Below are 18,853 nucleotides of genomic sequence, written 5' to 3'. Positions count from 1 at the left end.
TCAGAGGACCGCGCGGATGGCCTCCTCGAAGTGCTCGACGTGCGAGGCGGCCAGTGCCGCCGCGCGGTCGGCGTCCTTGGCCACGATCGCCTCCAGCAGCGTCACGTGCTCCTTGATGTGCTCGGACACCCAAGGGAGTCGCTCGAGCACCAGGCACCAGATGCGCGTCGCCAGGTTGTCGAGCCGGACGAGGGTCTCCTCGAGGTGGGGGTTCTCGGCCGCGCGGTAGATCAGCCGGTGCACGTCGATGTCGTACTCCATGAGCGGCCGCTTGTCCTCGGGCTCGTCACCCATCGACCCGATCTGTCGTGCCTTCTCGGCCAGCTCGGCGCGCACGTCGGCCCGCGCGACGGTGGCGGCGCGCCGTGCCGCCAGCGGCTCGAGGACGTGCCGCATCTCGGAGATCGCGGCAAGGTCCGTGATGTCGACCTGCGTCGCGAACGTGCCCCGGCGCGGATAGGAGACCACGAGGTGGTCGAGCTCGAGCTTCTTGAGGCTCTCGCGGATGGGGGTGCGGCCGATGCCGAGGTCGGCGGCGAGCTGGGCCTCGTTGATCGGCGCGCCCGGCGCGATGTCGAGCATGACCAGCCGGTCGCGCAGCACTTGGTACGCCTGCTCGGCGAGCGAGCTGTAGGCAAGCGCGGGCGCCGTTGTGGTCATGGCTCATTCTCCTGGTGTCGTCGTCGTAAGTCGTGGTGGACGGACCGTTGACGGCCGTCGGTGACAGACATACTATTGCGAGCCAGATGATATATCAGTCATCGACAACAGTGATATCAACCGCTCGGAGGGTTCATGTCCCAGGTCACCATCACCCAGTCGGTCCTCGACGCGGACCTCGCCGATCTCGATCCGGACGTCGCCGAGGCCATCGCGGCCGAGCTGGGCCGCCAGCAGGGCACGCTCGAGATGATCGCCTCGGAGAACTTCGCCCCGGTCGCCGTCATGCAGGCCCAGGGCTCGGTGCTGACGAACAAGTACGCCGAGGGCTACCCCGGCCGTCGCTACTACGGCGGGTGCGAGCACGTCGACGTCGTCGAGTCGCTTGCCATCGAGCGCGCCAAGGCGCTCTTCGGGGCGGCCTACGCCAACGTCCAGCCGCACTCGGGCGCCCAGGCGAACGCGTCGGTCATGCACGCGCTCCTCACGCCGGGCGACACCATCCTCGGTCTCGACCTCGCCCACGGCGGGCACCTGACGCACGGGATGCGACTCAACTTCTCGGGTCGGCTCTACGACGTCGTGGCCTACGGCGTACGCGAGGACACCCACGTCGTCGACATGGCAGAGGTCGAGCGGCTGGCCAGAGAGCACCGGCCGAAGATGATCGTCGCCGGCTGGTCGGCCTACTCGCGGCACCTCGACTTCGCCGAGTTCCGGCGCATCGCCGACGCCGTCGGCGCCTACCTCTTCGTCGACATGGCCCACTTCGCCGGTCTCGTCGCCGCGGGCCTGCACCCCTCGCCCGTGCCGCACGCGCACGTCGTCTCGTCGACCACCCACAAGACACTGGGCGGCCCGCGCGGCGGCATCATCCTGACGAACGCACCCGAGATCGCCAAGAAGGTCAACTCGGCCGTCTTCCCGGGGCAGCAGGGCGGGCCGCTCGAGCACGTCATCGCCGGGAAGGCCGTCGCCTTCAAGGTCGCCGCCGGTGACGACTTCCGCGACCGCCAGCGGCGCACGCTCGCCGGTGCGTCGATCCTCGCGGAGCGCCTCACGCAGCCCGACGTCACGGATGCCGGCATCGGCGTCATCTCGGGCGGCACCGACGTGCACCTCGTCCTCGTCGACCTGCGCCACTCCCAGCTCGACGGCCGTCAGGGCGAGGACCTCCTGCACTCGATCGGGATCACGGTCAACCGCAACGCCGTCCCCTTCGACCCGCGTCCGCCGATGGTCTCGTCGGGTCTGCGCATCGGTACGCCGGCGCTCGCCACACGCGGTTTCGACGAGGACGCGTTCGGCGAGGTCGCCGACGTCATCGCCACGGCGCTCGCCGGTGACGGCTCGGAGGCGACGCTCGCCTCGCTCCGGGCGCGGGTCGACGCCCTCGCCGCCCGCTTCCCTCTCTACCCGACCCTCGAGAAGGTGCAGTGACGATGAACCAGCGTGAGCTCCCCGAGCACCCGGACTTCCTCTGGGCCAACCCCGAGCCGAAGCGCAGCTACGACGTCATCATCGTCGGTGCCGGCGGCCACGGCCTCGCCACCGCGTACTACCTGGCCAAGCACCACGGCATCACGAACGTGGCTGTGCTCGAGCGCGGCTGGATCGCCGGCGGCAACATGGCGCGCAACACGACGATCATCCGCTCGAACTACCTGTGGGACGAGTCGGCCGCCATCTACGAGCACTCGCTCAAGCTGTGGGAGGGCCTCGAGGACGAGCTCGGCTACGACGTCTTCTTCTCCCAGCGTGGCGTGCTCAACCTCGCCCACACGCTCCAGGACGTCCGCGACTCGGTGCGTCGCGTCGAGGCCAACCGCCTCAACGGCGTGGACGCCGAGTGGGTCGACCCGCAGCAGGTCAAGGAGCTCTGCCCGATCATCAACATCGGCGACGACATCCGCTACCCCGTCATGGGCGGCACGTACCAGCCGCGCGCCGGCATCGCCAAGCACGACTGGGTCGCCTGGGGCTATGCCCGCCGGGCGAGCGACCTGGGTGTCGACATCATCCAGAACTGCGAGGTGACCGGCTTCGTCATCGACGGCGGGCGCGTCACCGGGGTCGAGACGAGCCGCGGACGGATCAACGCCGGCAAGGTCGCCCTCTGCGCGGCGGGCCACACCTCGGTGCTCTCCGAGCTCGCCGGCTTCCGCGTGCCGATCCAGTCGCACCCGCTTCAGGCGCTCGTGTCAGAGCTGCACGAGATCATCCACCCCACCGTCGTCATGTCGAACCACGTGCACGTCTACGTCTCGCAGGCGCACAAGGGCGAGCTCGTCATGGGGGCCGGCATCGACTCCTACAACGGCTACGGGCAGCGCGGCTCGTTCCACGTCATCGAGCACCAGATGTCGGCCGCCGTCGAGCTGTTCCCAGGCTTCAGCCGGGCACACCTGCTGCGCACGTGGGCCGGCATCGTCGACGTGACCATGGACGCCTCGCCCGTCATGGGCAAGTCGCCGGTCGACGGCATGTACGTCAACTGTGGTTGGGGCACCGGCGGATTCAAGGCCGTCCCGGGAGCCGGCTTTGCCTATGCGCACACGATCGCCACCGACGAGGCCCACGAACTCAACCGCGGCTTCGGCCTCGAGCGCTTCGTCAGCGGCGCCCTCATCGACGAGCACGGCGCTGCAGCCGTCGCCCACTGACGCCCCACCACAGATCGCCTCGCAAGGAGACCCCGATGCTCATCATCGACTGCCCGAACTGCGGGCCCCGCCCCGAGACCGAGTACGGCTACGGCGGCCAGGCTCACGTGGCCTATCCGGAGGACCCGCACGCCCTCACCGACGAGGAGTGGGCGCAGTACCTCTTCTACCGCGACAACCCCAGAGGCAGCTACGCCGAGCGGTGGGTCCACTCGGCCGGTTGCCGCAAGTGGTTCAACGCGGTCCGCGACACCCGCACCTACGAGATCTCCGCGGTCTATCGCATCGGCGAAGCCCGCCCCGACACCACGAAGGGAGCCTGACCATGGCAGCCAGCCAGCCCCAGCGCCTCGACGCCGGCGGAGCCATCGACCGCACCACGCCGGTCGAGCTCGTCGTCGACGGCACCACCGTGACCGGGTTCGCCGGCGACACGGTCGCCTCCGCCCTGGTCGCGAACGGCCAGCTGCGCGTGGGCGACTCGATCTACCGAGGCAGGCCGCGCGGCATCCTCTCGGCCGGTGTCGAGGAGCCCAACGCGTTCGTGCTCGTCCGGGGCGAGCACGACGAGTCGATGCTCCCTGCAACGACGCTCGAACTCGTGCCCGGCCTCGACGTGCGCCTCCTCGACGGCATCGGCGTGCTCGACCAGCAGCCGGACCCCGCCGAGTACGACAAGATGCACGTCCACGCCGACGTCGCCGTCGTCGGCGCCGGTCCGGCCGGCCTCGCCGCAGCCCGGACCGCCGCGGCCACCGGTGCCCGGGTCGTGCTGTTCGAGCAGGACTTCCGCCTCGGCGGCAGCCTGCTCACCTCGCCCGACGAGCTGGTCGAGGGCGTCCCCGCCGCGCAGTGGGTCGAGCAGGTCCGTGCCGAGCTCGACGCCGCTCCGGAGGCGCGGGTCCTGACGCGCACGACGGCCTTCGGCAGCTACGACAACAACCACCTCATCGCCGTCGAGAAGCGGTCCGAGCACCTCGACGGGATCGCACGCGACGGCATCCCTCGGCAGCGCATCTGGCACGTGACCGCGGCTCAGGTCGTCCTCGCGACCGGCGCCTTCGAGCGCCCGATCGTCTTCGCCGACAACGACGTCCCCGGTGTCATGCTCGCGTCGGCTGTCACCACCTACGTACGCCGCTATGCCGCTGTCCCGGGGCGCGATGCCGTCGTCGTCACGACGAACGACTCCGGCTATGCCGCCGCCCACGCGCTGCTCGAGGCAGGCGCGTCGGTCGAGGTCGTCGACGCCCGCGACGAGGGCGCGAGCCCGGCCGTCGCGTCGGCTGCCGAGGCCGCCGGCCTCTCGGTGCGGAAGGGCTGCGCCGTCGTCGGCATCGATGGCGAGTCGGCCGTCGAGGCTGCGTGGGTCGCACGCATCGACGCCGACGGTGCCATGGTCGGCGATCCCGAGAGGCTCGTCTGCGACGTCGTGGCCGTGTCGGGCGGGTGGACGCCGAACGTCAGCCTCCACAGCCAGCGACAGGGGGCGTTGCACTGGGACGACGAGCTTGCCGGCTTCGTGCCGACGTCACCCGTCCGTGACCAGCACGTCGCCGGCGCTGTGTGCGGCACCTACTGGACCGACGGCTGTCGTGTCGAGGGCGCCGCGGCCGGGCTGGAGGCGGCCCGCGCCGCCGGGTTCGATGGTGAATCTGCCAGGGAGGCAGGCGAGTCCGATCCCGTGGCAGTGGCCGAGGAGCGCGTCGCGCGCGCCGGTCGCACCAGGCAGCTCTGGGTCGTCGAAGGGTGCGGGGGAGGCTACGCGTCTCACTTCATCGACCTGCAGCGTGACAACACCGCGGCCGACGTGCTGCGCGCCACCGGCGCCGGCATGCGGTCGGTCGAGCACGTCAAGCGCTACACGTCGATCAGCACCGGCGTCGACCAGGGCCGCATCGGCGCGGTCAACACGATCGGCCTGCTGACGCGCGTCCTGTCGGGTGACGACACCCGTGCCATCCCGCCCGGCCAGCCGGGACAGGACGAGGGTGTTGGGACCGGCGCGGTGGCCGGCCCGGCGCGGCCGACACCCGGCGCGATCGGCAACACGACCTTCCGCGCCCCCTTCACCCCGGTCGCCTTCGCTGCGCTGGCCGGTCGCTCTCGTGGCGACCTCTTCGACGCCGCACGCACGACGTCGATCCACCCGTGGCACGAGGCGCACGGTGCCCTCTTCGAGGACGTCGGCCAGTGGAAGCGGCCCTGGTACTACCCGCGCCCCGGTGAGGACATGGACGCTGCCGTGGCCCGCGAGTGCCGTGCCGCCCGCGAGGGCGTCGCCTTCATGGACGCCACGACGCTGGGCAAGATCGAGATCCGCGGTGCCGACGCCGGCGAGTTTCTCGGCCGCATCTACACCAACGCGTACAAGAAGCTCGGTGTCGGCAAGGCCCGCTACGGCGTCATGTGCAAGCCCGACGGCATGGTCTTCGACGACGGTGTCGTGCTGCGCCTGGCCGAGGACCGCTACTTCGCGACGACGACGACCGGCGGGGCCGCCAAGGTGCTCGAGTGGCTGGAGGAGTGGTCTCAGACCGAGTGGCCCGAGCTCGACGTCGTGTGCACGTCGGTGACCGAGCAGTGGTCGACGATCGCCGTCGTCGGCCCCCGGTCGCGCGACGTCATCGCGCGGATGGCTCCCGACCTCGACGTGTCGCGAGATGGCTTCGGGTTCATGGAGTTCCGTGAGACGGTGCTCGCTTCGGGCATTCCAGGGCGGATCTGCAGGATCACCTTCTCGGGCGAGCTCGCCTTCGAGATCAACGTGCCGACGTGGTACGGGCTGCAGGTGTGGGAGGACGTCGCCGAGGCCGGTGCCGCCTTCGACATCACGCCCTACGGCACCGAGACGATGCACGTGCTGCGCGCCGAGAAGGCCTACCCGATCGTCGGGCAGGACACCGACGGGACCGTGACGCCACAGGACCTCGGCATGGACTGGATCGTCTCGACGGCGAAGGACTTCATCGGCAACCGGTCCTACTCCCGGTTGTCGCAGAAGGCGGCCGACCGCAAGCAGCTCGTCAGCGTGCTGCCCGTCGACCGAAGCCTGCGCCTGCCCGAGGGCGCCCAGCTCGTCGAGCCCGACGCGCTCGGCGGCTACACAGGGGAGGGCCTGCCGGCCCGGCCGATCCCGATGCTCGGCCACGTCACGTCGAGCTACCACTCCCAGGCGCTGGGCCGCTCGTTCGGTCTCGCGCTCGTCAAGGCCGGTCGCGACCGCATCGGCCAGACGCTCATCGCGTCCTTCGAAGGACGCTTCGCCGAGGTCGAGGTGGCCGACGCGGTGCTCTACGACAAGGAAGGAGCCAGGCGAGATGGCTGAGCGCACGATGACGATGACGGCACCGGAGGGCACGACGGTGAAGGGACCGACGAGGACGAGGAGCACGGCCAGCACGGCGGGCATCGCCCGAGCCGCGGTGCTCGGGCTGCGGCGCAGTCCGGCCCAGCAGCTCGCGGAGGAGATGCGGCGAGGGTCGGGGGAGGTGGTGCGGCTCCGGGAGATCCCGTTCCTGACCCAGGTCGCGCTCCGCGTCACGCCGGGCCGAGGCGACGCCCTCGCCAATGCCCTCGGCGTCGACCTGCCGACCAGGGTCGGCGAGGTGTCGGGGGCCGGTGACGGCAGCGATCTCGCGGTGGTGTGGCTCTCGCCCGACGAGTTCCTCGCGGTGGGACCCGACGAGGCCGACACCGGGATCTCCCCGGAGGCGTATGCCGGTGGGCTGGCCGACGCGCTCGGGACGGACCTCGGGCAGGTGGTCGACGTGTCGGCCAACCGCACCACGCTCGAGCTGTCGGGGGTGCGTGCCCGTTCCGTGCTCGAGAAGAGCTGTGAGCTCGACCTGCACCCACGGGTGTTTCCCGTCGGCACGGCTGTCGCGACCCTGCTGGGCTCCACAGGGGTCATCCTGTGGCGCACGGCCGAGGACACGTGGCGCGTCATGCCGCGGGCCTCCTTCGCGACGCACGTGGCGCGCTGGCTGCTCGACGGGATGCGGGAGTACGTCTGATGTCGCTCAGCGCCCTCGACCTGTTCTCCGTGGGGATCGGCCCGTCGTCGTCCCACACGGTCGGCCCGATGCGGGCAGCCCGGCGGTTCGCTGCCGGGCTGGCCGACTCGGGTCTGCTCGACCGGACGGCGAGGGTGCAGGCGCAGCTGTACGGGTCGTTGGGCGCGACCGGGCACGGCCACGGCTCGGACCGTGCTGTCGTGCTCGGTCTCGAGGGTGAGAACCCCGAGACCGTCGACACCTCGCACGCGGTGGCCCGGGTCGACGCGGTCCGGGCCGACCGCAAGATCGCCCTGGACGGCACCCACCGGGTCGACTTCGACCCGGAGGTCGACCTCGTGCTCCACCGACGGCGAGCGTTGCCGGGGCACCCCAACGGGATGACGTTCGAGGCCTTCGACGAGGCGGGTCAGTCGCTCCGGGCGCGGACGTTCTACTCCGTCGGCGGTGGCTTCGTCGTCGACGAGGAGACGATCGGCGCCGACCGGGTCGTCCTCGACACCACGCCGGTGCCGCACCCCTTCGGCACCGGCGCCGAGCTGCTCAAGCGTTGCCGCGAGACCGGGCTGTCGATCGCCGGGGTCATGATGGCGAACGAACGCGCCTGGCGGCCCGAGCGAGAGGTGCGCGAGCGGCTGCTGCACCTCTGGGGCGTCATGCAGGAGTGCGTCGAGAGCGGCTGCACCCGTGAGGAGCGGACCCTGCCGGGCGGGCTCCGGGTGCGGCGCCGCGCGCCCGAGCTGCGTGAGCGCCTGCGCCGCCAGGAGGCCGACGCCCGTGGGGCCAGCGGGGGCTCGATGCCCGACCCGCTGTGGGCCATGGAGTGGGTCAACCTCTACGCACTCGCGGTCAACGAGGAGAACGCTTCCGGGGGCCGCATCGTCACGGCGCCGACGAACGGCGCCGCCGGCATCATCCCCGCGGTGCTGCACTTCTACTCCCGCTTCGTCGACGGGGCGGACGACGACGGCATCGTCGAGTTCCTCCTCACCGCAGCGGCCGTCGGCATCATCGTCAAGCTGGGCGCCTCGATCTCGGGCGCCGAGGTGGGGTGCCAGGGCGAGGTCGGCTCGGCCTGCTCCATGGCGGCTGCCGGGCTGTGCGCCGTGCTTGGTGGCACGCCCGAGCAGGTGGAGAACGCCGCCGAGATCGGGATCGAGCACAACCTCGGCCTCACCTGCGACCCCGTCGGAGGACTCGTGCAGATCCCCTGCATCGAGCGCAACGCGATCGCGTCGGTCAAGGCCGTCAACGCCGCGCGGCTCGCGCTGCAGGGCGACGGCGAGCACAAGGTCACCCTCGACCAAGCCGTCAAAACCATGCGAGAGACCGGCGCGGACATGAAGATCAAGTACAAGGAGACGTCCCGAGGTGGCCTCGCCGTCAACGTCGTCGAATGCTGACGCGAAGCGGCCGAGTCGGCCACGAGAGGAGACACGCATGAGCACCGTCACGAGCACCCTCACGAGCGCCGTCACTCAACAGCAGGAGGGCTACGTCCTCACGCTCGACTGCCCCGAGGCGCCAGGCCTCGTCCACGCAGTCTCCGGCTTCCTGATCGAGCAGCACGGCGACATCCACGAGCTCAAGCAGTTCGACGACGTGAGGGGCGGACACTTCTTCCTGAGGGTCCACTTCACGATCGCCGGCGACCAGCCCGACCCCGGCCTCGAAGCGCTGCGCGGAGCCTTCGCCGCCGTAGCGGAGCGCCATGCGATGCGCTTCGAGCTGCGCGAGGCTGCGGCCCGCAGGCGCGTCCTCGTCATGGTGTCGAAGTTCGCGCACTGCCTCAACGACCTGCTCTTCCGCTCGCGCATCGGCGAGCTGCCCATGGAGATCGCAGCCGTCGTGTCCAACCACCCCGACCACCGAGCGCTCGTGGAGTGGCACGGCATCCCCTTCTTCCACGTGCCGGTCACGCCGGCGACCAAGCCGGCGGCCGAGGCCCGGCTGCTCGACCTCGTCGACCGGTTCGAGATCGAGCTCGTGGTGCTCGCGCGCTACATGCAGATCCTCAGCGACGACCTGACCGCGCAGCTGACGGGGAGGGCCATCAACATCCACCACTCGTTCCTGCCGAGCTTCAAGGGTGCGAAGCCGTACCACCAGGCGTGGGAGCGCGGGGTCAAGACCGTCGGGGCCACGGCCCACTACGTCAGCAGCGAGCTCGACGAGGGGCCGATCATCTCCCAGCAGGTGCGCGAGGTGGACCACTCGTTCGGCCCCGAGGACCTCGTCGCGGCAGGGCGGGACACCGAGTGCCGCGCTCTGTCGAACGCCGTCAAGTGGCACTGCGAGGGTCGGGTGATCCTGCACGGCAGCCGGACTGTCGTCTTGCTGTGACAAGGGCCGTCGTGACGGCGCCCGTCAACGTGGGGTCGATCACGGTCGTTGGTCGCAGTGCCGGTCTCTGCCGTCCGACGACCGGTTCGGGAGGCATCCCGCAGCGTCCTGAACAGAGCGAAGCCGGATCCGGCGAGGAACTCTCTTGACTGCTCGAAAGATGGACTCGGCGATGTTCGGCTGCTCTTCCCCATGAGCGGCTGACGACGACTCGCTGTGGGTAACCAGTGGGGAAGTTTCGATCGGCGCCGCATTGATGCTGGCCAGCCGATCGCCTTGTCTGGACTGTAAATCCGTCGCGAGAGCTACGAAGGTTCGAATCCTTCACCTGCCACCCAGTGCACAGAAGGGCCCCTGAACGGCGGAAACGCCGTTCCGGGGCCCTTCTGTCAGTCGGGTTGCAGGTCGCCTCGGTAACGGAGCCCGCCGTCAGCGCGATGTAACAGCCGACGACGCCGCCCGAGGGGGGCACTGAGGGGTGAACGAGCGGCGTCGCCTTCTCTCAACGGTAGCCCTCACGGGGCCGTGGAGCCTGCGAGGTAGCTCAAGAGCGCCACGGTCATCGCGAAGGCGCCGGTCCGGAACGTGGGCTCCATGACGGGCGCGAACGTGCTCGCGTGGTTCCCCGGGATGGTCGAGGCCAGCGTCCCCTCGGCCTCCGCGCGACGGTACTCGTCGGGATCGAAGCCGCCCCAGACCCAGTAGAGGTAGGGCGCGCCGAGGCTGTTCGGGATGTCGCTGAAGTCCTCGCTGCCGGTGGACGGCTCCATGAGGACGGCCTTGTCGCCGAAGTGCTCGGCGAACGCGGCCGAGACCCGGTCGTGCACCTGGGGGCTGTTGTCGGTGACGGGGAAGGGGTCGGTGTAGTCGAACTCCGGCGGCGCCGGCGAGCCCGAGGCCTCGCACTCCGCCCTGACGACGCGCTCGACCGCCGCACGCAGCTGCCTCCGGGTGCGCTCGTCGTAGGCGCGCAGGTTGAGCAGCAAGGTCGTGCTCTCCGGGATGACGTTGCTCTTGCTCCCGGACTGGAAGGCGCCGACGGTGACGACGCCGAAGTGCCCGGGGGCGAGCTCGCGGGAGACAATCGCGTTGAGGCGCATCACCACGGCGCTGCCGAGCAAAATCGGGTCGATGCCGAAGTGCGGCATGGACCCGTGGGTGCCGCGGCCGTGGAGGGTGATGCTGATGCTGTCGGCAGCGGAGAGGGCGGGACCTGGGCGCGAGGCGACGGTGTCGTGGGGCAGTCCCATGACGTGCTGGCCCAGGGCGACGTCCGGCTGGGGGATCAGAGCCGCCAAGCCGTCCTCGACCATGGCGCGGGCCCCGGTGCCGAGCTCCTCGGCGGGTTGGAAGAGTGCGATGACGGTGCCGGACCATGCGCGCCGGTGGTCGGCGAGCAGCTGGGCGGCTGCGAGCAGGCAGGTGACGTGCATGTCGTGCCCGCACGCGTGCATGACCGGCGTCTCCTGTCCGGACGCGTCGGTGGAGATGGCGGTGGAGGCATAGGGCAGGCCAGTTGCCTCCCGTACGGGCAGGGCGTCCATGTCGGCGCGCGCCAGCACCACCGGTCCGTCCCCGTTGCGCAGGACCCCCACCAGACCGGTGCCTCCGATCCCGGTCTGCACCTCGTAGCCCAGCTCGGTGAGCCGGTCCCCGACCAGGCCGGCCGTCCGATGCTCCTGGAAGCTCAGCTCAGGGTGGCGGTGGAGGTCCTGGTAGAACTCCAGGTGCCAGGACTCGATCGCGTCGAGGTCCGCGAGCAGCCCGTCCGCAGCAGTCATCTCCCATTCGTACCGGTGCGGCAGGACCGGGACAAGAGTCCGGACAGGCCGTCCCGCACTCGTTGCATCGCGCCGGCGGGCTCTACATCATGAAGATGATCGAGTCCTTGGTCCGTCCCTCGATGAAAAGGTCCGCGGCCTTGGCGATGACCTCGATGTAGCCGGGATCGGTCATGGACTTCGCCAGCCCGGCCTCGAGCTCCGCCATGTCCGCGAAGTCGATGTACCAGTGCAACGTCCCCACCGGGCCGCCGACCTCCACGCCCCAGGTCGTGGGCATGTCGAGCTTCTCGGTCAGGTAGGTGGAGATCTCCGCAGCGGAGGCGGCGGCTTCGGGGTTCCTGTGCCCCGCCACCAGGCCGGTCCGGTCGAGTCGGATTGTCATGGCTTTTCCCTTCGGACTTCATCGGATGGATTCCGCATCGTCCGTCCAACGTGGCACCGCGTGTGCGGCCGCGGGTAGGGCCCAAGGACCTGACGGGGAGGCGGCGCCCCAACGCTCGGCGGGACGTAGGTCAGGTGACTGATGACCGGCGGGCGGAGTGGCCGCCGAGTCGGGAACGGGTCCGGAGGAACGCGTCAGCGACCGCCACTCAGCTTCCGAGGTGCGACCTGCCGGCGTCTTGACCCTGCTGCGCCCGATGCTCGACCCCAGCGGCTACGACCTGGGCTCCGTCATGGACGCGCACGCACGCATCGGGAGCAGGTCCGCCGCCGGCAAGGTCGTCGTCACCGTGTCCACCTGAGCCGGTCCGTCGAAGTCGGAGGAGAATCGGCGCAGGTCGAGAACCCGGAGACCGGAGACCGAGGGAAGGGAGGCGTGCAGGCATGACGTTCGTGTGGAGCGTTCTCGGCGTGGTGCTCGTCGTCGGCATCGGGCTCGTGGCCTGGGGGGCGCGGCCGGTCTCGCCCCCGGCCGAGGACGCCACGTCCCGGCGTCGCACGGTGCAGACGCAGGTCGGCGCGGTGCTCGTCGTGGTCTCCCTCGGCGCGTTCGTGGTCGCGTACCTCACGGCACCGTGGCCCTGACGCGTCGTGCCCCGAGTCGTCGTGCCCGCGCGTGTCTCAGACCTGACGCGGCACGTTGCCGTTGAGGCTGAAGAGCCAGCGCATCACGGTGTGGCCGCCGTCGGAGGTCGGCGCGAACATGAGCGGGCACCCGCCGGCGATGACGGTGATCCCGTGCGACCGGCCCCACTCCGCGGCCTCGGGGGACACGCTCCCTCCGCCGGGGCCGCGGTGCATCCACACCTGGGTGATGCCGAGCGCGGAGCACTCCTCCATCGTCGCCTGGACACGTTCGGGGCGGGTGCCGACGACCACCGCCTCGACGCCTCCCGGGATCGAGGTCAGGTCGGGGTAGGCCGGATCTCCTTCGACCTCAGGTGTTCGGGTTGACGGCGAAGACCTCGTAGCCGCGCTCGCGCAGCCGTCGGTAGGCGGCGTTGCTGCCGTGGCTCCCGGCGTCGCGGGACACCCCGGTCACAGCGACCCGGCGGCGGGTCAGGAAGTCGGCTGCGGCGTCCTGGATGGGTTGCATGGCGCTCTCCTCGTCGGGCGGCGCGGTCGCCGCGCCGCATCTCGACGACCAGCGTGCTCCGTCGGCGCCCGGACCGTCAGGGCCCAAGGTCCCGCCGTGCGCGCTAAGGGTCCCGCCGCGCCCCGCGGGCCGGCTCGGATCTCCATCCCGTCGCGGTGTGACGGAAACCGGTGCGCGAAGCGGCCTGGCGCGGCACCCTGTGCGGCATGGGGAGCAGGGGCGCACAGGCAGGGCTGGTCGGTGTGGTGGCGGCCGTCCTCCTGCTGGGCTGCACCCGCTCTGCCCCGCCACCGTCGTGCGACCCGTGCGCGGCCCCTCCGACGTCGAGGCCACCGGCTCCGCTCACGACGACGATGTCCCTCGACCTCCTGGTCGGCGGCGAGCTGCCACCGGACGACGCGCGCGCCCTGGCCGCGGGCACCTCGGGGCCGTGCCCGCTGACCGTCCACCGACCTGGCAACCGGCTCGGTCTCGAGGTCGGGAGCGTCGTCCGGTTCACGCCGACAGAGCCTCCCTATGGCCGCGCGCCCACCGCCACGACGCCCGGGATGTCGGGGGCGACCTCGCCGGCGACCGCGGCGACGGCCACGGTCACGATCGACACGGCCGTGACGGCCTTCATCTACCTCGGGCCGCACGTGGACTCGGCCGGCAATCTTGTCGGCGCCGGGTGCAGGTTCACGGGTCGAGGCGTCATCCCCAACGCCTCGGAGTGGTTGGTGCAGCTGCCCGACGGCACGTCGCTGACGTACCGGGCGACCTCGAGGCCGGTGCAGGGCCTCACCGCCACGTTCGGCGCCGGCTGAGAAGGGCCGCCCCTGGGCTCGTCCCGGCGCAGGACCGTGCCGACGGCAGTGGGGGCCCGCTGCAGCGGGCCCCCACCTGTCTCTGTGAGCGGTGCTCGACTAGCTCACGGCGCCGCCACGCTCACCGTGGCCGACCACGTGTTGCCCACCGCGTTGCGTGCGCCCACCCGGACGAACCAGGTCTGACGGGCGATGGTGCCCGTGGTGAGCGAGCGTGTCGTCGACGAGACCGTCTGGGATCCCGCCACCGTCGCGAAGTCGCTGGTCGAGCTCCACTGGACGGTGTAGCCGGTGGCCCCGAGCACGGCGGACCAGTTGACGACGAGCCGTTCGTTGTTGCCCGCGCGAGCGGCGGTCGCCGTCGCGGTCGGAGCCTGAGTGAGCAAGGTCCCGATCGTGGCACTCGCGGTGTTGGACGCAGCGGAGCTGCCGGTGAGGTTCACCGCCGTGACCCGGTACTGGTACGTCGTGCCGGGTGCCACTGACGTGTCGACGAACGTCCGCGTGCCGGTACCGCCGACCCCCGGGACCGTGGCGACGGGTGAGAATGCTCCACCGCCCGTCGCGCGCTCGATGAGGAAGCGCGACTCCGTCGTGGAGTTGTCCCGCCAGCTGAGGGCGACCTGCGGGCCGAACTGCGCCGTGGCGGTGAGCAGCGACGGCGCCGCCGGGAGGGCCGGGAGGTTGACCCCCACGGTCGTCGGCGTCGACCTCGCGGTCATCGTCGGGAACCCGTTGCCGTAGCCCACCGTGTTCTGGGTGATGACCCGGTAGATGTACGGCGTCGTCCGGTTGGACGTGGGGTCCGTGAAGGTCCGGATGGTGCCCTTCGTGTTGTTCACGGCCAACGTCACCGGAAGGGTGCCGGCATCGACCCAGGTGGTTCCGTCGGTGGTGCGCTGGATGAGGTAGGACGTCTCGGTGATCGAGTTGTCCGGCCATGACAGCGTCACGCGACGGTTGTTGCCCGAGCCCGTGATGGCCCAGGTGATGCTGCCGGCCGCCACCGGGTTCGGCGGGAGCGCGAGCGACTCTGGACGCATCATGTCCATCTCCTCGTGGCTGAGGATGTGGCAGTGGATGACGTACTCCCAACCCATGTTGACGAGGGAGTTGACGATGCCGCCCGTCGGGTTGCCCTGGGGGTCGATGTTGTTGAAGCCGGCCGTCGAGCCGAGCGGCATCATCGGGTTGAGCGCCCGCACGGCGTTCGGCACCTCGAAGGGCACCTTCGGGATCACCGGCCGCAGCGCGACGATGGTGTCCTCGAGCGGGCTCATCCGCACGGTGTCCTTCCAGCCCAGCTCGTTTGCGTCCGGTGGGATGACGATGTTGTCCCACGTGACCCGGTTCAGCACCTGCACGTCGTAGAGGTGGAAGTGGATCGGGTGCGTGTCCACGCCGTTGTGGGTGAACCTCCAGATCTGGGTCCCGTCCTTGGCGTCGGTGATGGGGGTGACCTTCACGTCTGCCGCCGGCAGGTTGGTCCCGTCGATGAGCTCGGTCGCCGGGTTGATGTACGGGTACAGCGTCACGTTCTGGGCGCCCGGTGTCGGGGGCTGTGCCTCGACGCCGAGGTTGGCCTGCATGCGTCCGTACTCGTCGAAGGTGGACGAGTTCATCTCGTCGTGGATCGCCTTGGGTTCCAAGGGCATCGTCATCTTCGCGGCGGGTGTCGCGAGGGTGTTGAAGCCGAAGGTGCTGGTGTCGTTGACCCGCACGAGACCGTCACACCTGGTCACGTTGCCGGTCTTGACGTTGCAGTTGCTGCTCGCCGCGAAGCTCGTCCCGTAGGCCGAGTTGTAGGCCGCCTGGCCGACGATGACGGGGTGCTGGCCCGACTCGAAGACGCCAGAGCCGTTCGCCTGGTGCTTGAAGGCGTTGGCGAGTGCGGTGACGTTGAAGGCCTTGGCCGGCGTGGCGGCCGCGATCTTCACCTGCATGACGGTCCGGGTGTTGGGCCCGTAGCCGGGCAGGATCTTCGGGGCTCCGGCGGGGCTCAGGTCGGGCGCGCCGGTGTAGTAGTCGTACGACGGCACGCGCGCCGGGAAGGCGGCAGGTGCGTCGTTGTAGAGGATCAGCGTCTTTCCCGCGAACTTCGAGAAGTCGACGACGACGTCCGCCCGCTCGGCAGGCGCCAGCAGCAGCGAGTGCTTGTCGACGTTGCCCACGTCGAAGCGGGTCGGGTCGGTGATCCACGTCGTGGGCTGCTGGCCATCGATGACCGCGGGCGCGGGCAGGAAGCCGCCCTCGCTGGCGATCTGCACCCAGTCGGGTCCGTACGCGTCGTTGTTCGCTCCCTCAGGAGTCGGCGAGACGACGGGATCCGTCTGTGCCGCAGCCAGTTCCGAGGCCTTGAGCTTGACCTCGCTCTGCCCGTTCCCGTTCGCGGGGTCGGGGTCGGCCGTGTACCACTGGAAGTTGAAGAACCGGTCGTTCGCGGCGTTGAGCAGCCGCATCCGGTAGGTCTTCGGCTGCAGTGTCACGGTCGGGTATGCGACACCGTTGACGATCGGGGTGTCGTTGAACTGCTCCATGCCGGCCGACACGTTGGGCGTGCCCGGGATCTGCTCGGGCTCGCAGAACGGGTCGGTCTGGTACTGCCAGGTCGACGGGTCGTCGAGGTTGCAGCTCGGGTCGTAGTACGGGTTGGCGATCGGGCCGTACGTCGTGCCGGTGGCCGGCGGCCAGAACCACGGCCCGTACATCCACCGCCCGTAGGAGCTCATGCCGCCGGGGTCGCCAGGGTTCTGGGCGGGCATGTAGACGTGGTGGTACCAGAAGCTTCCCTTGGTGCCCCATCTCTTCGCGTCCCACGTCGGGTCCTGGCCGTATGCCGTCACCGTGCCGTTGGCGTCGGCGGTGTCCTTGAGCTGGGCGTCGTCCGGCACGAAGGTCCGGTCCTGGACGATGAGCGGCATGGTGTCGGCTGCCGTCGGGATGAGCCCGGCGTTGACGAGCGCCTTCTCGGTGTTGTCGGTGATCGTGTATCCGGCAGCCTCGCCGGCGTAGACGTTCAGGCGCGTGATGCCCCACGAGTGGTCGTGGTAGAACATCAGCCGCGCGCTCTGCTGGTTGGTGTAGTAGAAGGTCGAGCAGCCGTCGTCCTTGGCGGAGCAGACTGCCGACGACGTCGGGGTGGCCGGGTCGGACAGCATGTCCGGCACGTTCTGGACGCTGACGCCTTCGGGCCACGAGGTGCTCTCTCCGGCGGGGGTGATCCACTGGTGCGGCGTGCCGTCGCTGATCCACGGCGTCGTACCGCCGTGCAGGTGCAGGGTGGCGCGGTTGTCCTTGAAGCAGCCGCTTGCCTTGGGCTCCTGGGTGCACTCGGGGTTACGGACCTGGTCCAGGACGGTGCCGTCGTTGGTCGGAGCCGCCATGTTCATCGGTCCCATGCCGGAGCCCATCATCGAGCTGTCGGTGGGCAGGAAAAGGTCGCCGTCGGCACCCGTGGGCAGCAGGTTGCGGAAGACGATCCGGACCGGCCGGTCCTTGGTGGCTGCGATGATCGGGCCGAGCCACTGGGGCGCGGTGACGCCGGTGTAGCCGCTGATCGCCTGCTTGTCGCCGTTCTGGAGTTCGTTGAAGAGGGTCACCCCCTGGCCGGGCACGGCTGTCGTCGACAGCTGGACGTAGCCGCGGACGAGGGTTGCCGGCAGGTCGGACGAGAACTTCGTGCGGTACTGCACGAGGCCGATGACGTACTCGTCGGCCACCTTGCCGTTGTACGTCTTCGCCTCGGGGACGGCCAGCGGGATGTACTTGTTGGCGGGTCCCATGGCGGCGTCCTTGCCCTGCGCCTGCGTGAGGGCCGGACAACCGGACCCGTCGGCCTTGGGGTCGCACGTGACGGGCAGCTCGTCCTGGAACTTCTTCATGCCTGCGGTCAGGTAGCCGCTGCCACCCGACGTGACGGTGATCTTCTCGAGGGAGCCGACGTCGGTCGTCACGGTGCCGGTGGCTCCGGAGCCCGAGCCCGTCGGGTCGCTGATGGCCACGGTGGCGGCGGTGTAGCCGCTTCCGGCAGCCTCGACCGACAGGCCGACGAGCTTGATGGTCGCCGTCGCTGCCGCTGGCGTCGATCCGCTGAGCGGGTCGGAGAGGGTCCCGTCGAGGATCTTGATGCCCGGTGCGGTCGTGTAGCCCGAACCCGGCTCGTCGATCGTGACCTTCTTGACGACGCCACCCACGAGGTCGCTCGGCTCGACGTGGCCACTGGCCCTCGTGCCGTTGGGGTCGTCCGGGAGGTCGACGAGCACGGTGGGCATCGTGTACCCGGTGCCGCCGTCCGTCAGGGTGATGGCATCGACACCGCCGGAGGGTGTGACCGTGGCGCCCGTTCCGTCACCGCTGACGGCAGCGGCGAGGCCGGTGTAGCCCGCGCCGGCGGCGGTGACGGACGCCGACACGACCGCACCGGTCGCCTTGACCGTCGCGGTCGCTGTCGCCTGGGTCCCGCCGGTGCCGGACGGGGCGTTGATGGTCACGGTCGGGGACGTGTAGTCGTGGCCCGGGGACGTCAGGGTGATGGCGCCGATGCTGCCGTCCGGGTTGACCTGTGCTGCGGCCGTGGCGCCTGCGCCGCCCCCACCGTCGGTGATGGAGACCGAGGCCGTCGGGAGCGTGAGCGGGCTGTTGGCCCAGTTGGGCCACGGCCCGAAGTAGTGCGGGACGGTCGTGGCGTCCGTGGCGCCCGTGGGCGGGGACGCCGAGGCGACCGTGGCAGGTACCACCCCTGCCTGCATGCCCAGGGCCAGCACCGTCGCGGCACCGGCAATGATGGCGGACACCCACCTTCTCGAACTGCTGCGTGACATTCTTTCCCCCAGCCCTCTGCCTGTCCGTCCGGAACGACGGAATACTCGAGGTTAGGCAGCGGCAAACGCGACCGAGAGGCGTTTCAAATGAATCCAAACGGCGAAAACTCTTGCGCCACTGACGATTCCGGAATTGTGCTGCGGGTGACGTTGAGGGTGGCCAATCGTGCTCAAGCCAGGAAAAATCGCGAAATTATGGGCCGAACGAAATGACAAATGGGATT

Annotated in this window: 15 protein-coding genes; 9 read left to right on the top strand and 6 right to left on the bottom strand. The window is 70.0% G+C overall.

Annotation, left to right across the window (positions count from 1 at the left end; all coding sequences use genetic code 11):
- The gene (locus tag U5C87_RS22130) at window positions 1-660 is read right to left on the bottom strand and encodes a GntR family transcriptional regulator (protein WP_330474539.1); all 660 of its coding nucleotides are present in this window, start codon (window positions 658-660) and stop codon (window positions 1-3) included.
- Between the two features lie 135 nt (window positions 661-795).
- Here U5C87_RS22130 and glyA point away from each other — a divergent pair, with 135 nt between their 5' ends.
- The 7 genes from glyA to purU are packed head-to-tail and all read left to right on the top strand — an operon-like array spanning window position 796 to window position 9,682.
- Complete coding sequence (gene glyA / locus U5C87_RS22125) at window positions 796-2,100, top strand: serine hydroxymethyltransferase (protein ID WP_330474538.1); 1,305 nt, start codon at window positions 796-798, stop codon at window positions 2,098-2,100.
- A 2-nt stretch (window positions 2,101-2,102) separates the two neighbouring features.
- Window positions 2,103-3,323 (top strand): sarcosine oxidase subunit beta family protein, encoded by a 1,221-nt coding sequence (locus U5C87_RS22120; RefSeq protein ID WP_330474537.1) that lies wholly within the window; start codon window positions 2,103-2,105, stop codon window positions 3,321-3,323.
- Window positions 3,324-3,358: 35 nt separating this feature from the next.
- Entirely contained in the window at window positions 3,359-3,646 is a 288-nt protein-coding gene (locus U5C87_RS22115) for a sarcosine oxidase subunit delta (RefSeq protein WP_330474536.1), read from the top strand.
- Between the two features lie 2 nt (window positions 3,647-3,648).
- A complete protein-coding gene (locus tag U5C87_RS22110) occupies window positions 3,649-6,651 on the top strand; it encodes an FAD-dependent oxidoreductase (RefSeq protein ID WP_330474535.1) in 3,003 nt (1,000 codons plus the stop codon).
- Window positions 6,644-7,339 (top strand): sarcosine oxidase subunit gamma, encoded by a 696-nt coding sequence (locus U5C87_RS22105; protein ID WP_330474534.1) that lies wholly within the window; start codon window positions 6,644-6,646, stop codon window positions 7,337-7,339. Before U5C87_RS22110 ends, U5C87_RS22105 begins: the two co-directional genes overlap by 8 nt.
- Entirely contained in the window at window positions 7,339-8,742 is a 1,404-nt protein-coding gene (locus U5C87_RS22100) for an L-serine ammonia-lyase (RefSeq protein WP_330474533.1), read from the top strand. The genes U5C87_RS22105 and U5C87_RS22100 overlap by 1 nt, the downstream gene beginning before the upstream one ends.
- A gap of 37 nt (window positions 8,743-8,779) precedes the next feature.
- Window positions 8,780-9,682 carry a formyltetrahydrofolate deformylase gene (gene purU, locus U5C87_RS22095; RefSeq protein ID WP_330474532.1) on the top strand — a complete coding sequence of 301 codons (903 nt, stop codon included), beginning with the start codon at window positions 8,780-8,782 and terminating at the stop codon, window positions 9,680-9,682.
- A gap of 515 nt (window positions 9,683-10,197) precedes the next feature.
- Here purU and U5C87_RS22090 read toward each other — a convergent pair.
- Window positions 10,198-11,463 carry an amidohydrolase gene (locus tag U5C87_RS22090; protein WP_330474531.1) on the bottom strand — a complete coding sequence of 422 codons (1,266 nt, stop codon included), beginning with the start codon at window positions 11,461-11,463 and terminating at the stop codon, window positions 10,198-10,200.
- Between the two features lie 82 nt (window positions 11,464-11,545).
- On the bottom strand, window positions 11,546-11,848 hold the full coding sequence (locus U5C87_RS22085; protein WP_330474530.1) for a hypothetical protein: 303 nt from the start codon (window positions 11,846-11,848) through the stop codon (window positions 11,546-11,548).
- Window positions 11,849-12,291: 443 nt separating this feature from the next.
- On the opposite strand from U5C87_RS22085, the gene U5C87_RS22080 reads away from it, so the two are divergent.
- Window positions 12,292-12,492, top strand: a complete 201-nt coding sequence (locus U5C87_RS22080; RefSeq protein ID WP_330474529.1) for a hypothetical protein — start codon at window positions 12,292-12,294, stop codon at window positions 12,490-12,492.
- A gap of 36 nt (window positions 12,493-12,528) precedes the next feature.
- Here U5C87_RS22080 and U5C87_RS22075 read toward each other — a convergent pair whose 3' ends face one another.
- Together U5C87_RS22075 and U5C87_RS22070 are read right to left on the bottom strand one after the other, a co-directional pair.
- Window positions 12,529-12,807 (bottom strand): CoA-binding protein, encoded by a 279-nt coding sequence (locus U5C87_RS22075; RefSeq protein WP_330476739.1) that lies wholly within the window; start codon window positions 12,805-12,807, stop codon window positions 12,529-12,531.
- A 37-nt stretch (window positions 12,808-12,844) separates the two neighbouring features.
- Complete coding sequence (locus U5C87_RS22070) at window positions 12,845-13,003, bottom strand: CoA-binding protein (protein WP_330474528.1); 159 nt, start codon at window positions 13,001-13,003, stop codon at window positions 12,845-12,847.
- 353 nt (window positions 13,004-13,356) lie between these two features.
- Between U5C87_RS22070 and U5C87_RS22065 the strand changes: the two genes are divergently transcribed.
- Window positions 13,357-13,809, top strand: a complete 453-nt coding sequence (locus tag U5C87_RS22065; protein ID WP_330474527.1) for a hypothetical protein — start codon at window positions 13,357-13,359, stop codon at window positions 13,807-13,809.
- A 104-nt stretch (window positions 13,810-13,913) separates the two neighbouring features.
- On the opposite strand, the gene U5C87_RS22060 is transcribed toward U5C87_RS22065, so the two are convergent.
- Window positions 13,914-18,602: a multicopper oxidase domain-containing protein gene (locus U5C87_RS22060; protein WP_330474526.1), complete on the bottom strand. Its 4,689-nt coding sequence runs from the start codon at window positions 18,600-18,602 to the stop codon at window positions 13,914-13,916.
- Between the last annotated feature and the right edge of the window lie 251 nt (window positions 18,603-18,853).

This window comes from Terrabacter sp. C0L_2 (assembly GCF_036352015.1).
GTDB classification, from domain to species: Bacteria; Actinomycetota; Actinomycetes; order Actinomycetales; family Dermatophilaceae; genus Terrabacter; species Terrabacter tumescens.
The sequence above is the reverse complement of the archived record's forward strand: the minus strand, read 5'-3'. Positions and strand labels throughout refer to the sequence as shown.